Annotated in this window: 3 protein-coding genes; 2 read left to right on the top strand and 1 reads right to left on the bottom strand. The window is 74.8% G+C overall.

Annotated elements, in window-relative coordinates:
- A partial coding sequence (locus tag AB0C69_RS41965) for a hypothetical protein (protein ID WP_360362436.1) occupies positions 1-186 on the top strand: 186 nt, incomplete at its 5' end.
- Between the two features lie 22 nt (positions 187-208).
- Here AB0C69_RS41965 and AB0C69_RS41970 read toward each other — a convergent pair.
- The gene (locus AB0C69_RS41970) at positions 209-1,243 is read right to left on the bottom strand and encodes a saccharopine dehydrogenase NADP-binding domain-containing protein (protein ID WP_360362439.1); all 1,035 of its coding nucleotides are present in this window, start codon (positions 1,241-1,243) and stop codon (positions 209-211) included.
- Positions 1,244-1,344: 101 nt separating this feature from the next.
- Between AB0C69_RS41970 and AB0C69_RS41975 the strand changes: the two genes are divergently transcribed.
- The coding region (locus AB0C69_RS41975; protein WP_360362442.1) for a DJ-1/PfpI family protein at positions 1,345-1,788 on the top strand (444 nt) is incomplete at its 3' end.

Below are 1,788 nucleotides of genomic sequence, written 5' to 3' on the forward strand. Positions count from 1 at the left end.
GAGTCCTTCAAGGTGCTCATCAAGGAGATGCAGTCGCTGTGCCTCAACGTCGAGGTGCTCTCCAGCGACGGCATGTCCATCGAGATGCGCGACACTGACGAGGACGTCTTCCGCGCCGCGGAGGAGCTCGGCATCGACCTCTCCCGCCGCCCGAACGAGGGCGCGATGAACGTCGACGAGATCTGAGAGGCGGCGGCCCCGGGGACGGTCATCGGCGCAGGTCGACCGACAGGTGCGCGGACAGCGCGCGCAGGAGGTCGGCGGCGTCGAAGACCTCCCCGGCGGAGGCGGCGCCGGTCGCCCTGGTGCGGCCGCCGAGGATGCGGTCGACCGCCTCCACCGCCAGCGGCGCGCTGACGGCGTAGATGTCCCGGCCGCCGGCCGTGGCGCGCCGCTCCTCGCCGCCGGAGCGCACGACGACGTCGACCAGGAACGTCTGGTCGGAGCGTCCGCGCTCGTCGGCCGCGGCCGGCGCCGGCGTGCCGGGGGCCGACAGGTCCCCGGCCGCCTCGACGGTCATGTACGAGCGCACCTCGGGCACCGCCAGGTGGCTGGGGATCGTGACGACGTCGGCCATGCTGAACTCCCCGAGCACGGACCGGACGCCCATCGGCTCGGGGAACGTCCACTTCAACGAGGGGAGCGCGTCCTGGTGGTACTCCAGCTTCCCGCCGGTGTAGCGGACCCGCCGCCCGTCGCGCCGCTCGTGGGAGACCGTGCCCGCGGCGCGCGTGCCCGCGGTGGGGTGCCAGCTGCTCAGCCCGTAGGCGACGTGCACCTCGTCGGCGGCGGTCCAGTCGCCCATCGCCGCGGTGGCCAGCAGGTCGGCGAGCCCGCCGAAGAAGGCCATCGCGGGGACGACGGTGGCTCCCGCGTCGCGGGCGGTCCGGGCGAAGTGCGCGAGCGTGTCGGCGTTGGCCTCGATCTCGGCCGCCACGTCCACGTAGGGGACGCCGGCGCGCAGCGCCGCCTCGATCACCGGGGCGGCCGTCGCGGCGAAGGGCCCCGCGCAGTTGATCACCGCGGCGGCGCCGGCCAGCGCGCGGTCCAGCGACGCCGGGTCGTCGGCCGTCGCGGGCCGGACGTCCAGCCCCGGAAAGGACTCCGCCAGTGCTCGAAGCCTCCCGGCGTCGCGGCCGGACGCCAGCGGGACGTACCCGCGGTCCCGCAGCTCCGCCACCACGAACCGCCCGGTGTGCCCGTACGCGCCGAACACCGCGACCGCCTGACCCGATCCCGCCATCATCTCTCCCGTTGCCCTCGGTCCGACCAGTGGATCGATCATGGCGGCGGCGGCCGTCCCGCACGAGCGTCTGGAACGCCATGCCTCGTACAATTCCGGACATGACGACGGTCGCGGTCGCGGTCACCGACGGGATGCTGCACTTCGAGCTGTCGGTGGCCTACGAGGTGTTCGGCAGCGCGCCGGCCGATGTGGCCGGGCCCTGGTACCGCCTCCTCGGCTGCGGAACGGGGACCGTGCGGGCCGGCGGCTTCCGGCTGGAGCCCGACCACGGGTTCGGCCTGCTGCCGACCGCCGACACGGTGATCGTCCCAGGGTGGGCCGACGTCGACGTGGATCCGCCCGGCGACCTCGTCGACGCGGTGCGCGCCGCCCACCGGGCGGGCGCGCGCGTGGCCTCGCTCTGCACCGGCGCGTTCGTGCTGGCCGCCGCGGGACTGCTCGACGGGCGCCGCGCGACCACGCACTGGGCGCACACCGAGGCGCTGGCCGCGCGCTATCCCCGCGTGGAGGTCGATCCGGACGTCCTCTACGTGGACAACGGC

Origin of the sequence: Actinomadura sp. NPDC048032 (assembly GCF_040653175.1) — a bacterium.
Lineage (GTDB): Bacteria > Actinomycetota > Actinomycetes > Streptosporangiales > Streptosporangiaceae > Spirillospora > Spirillospora verrucosospora.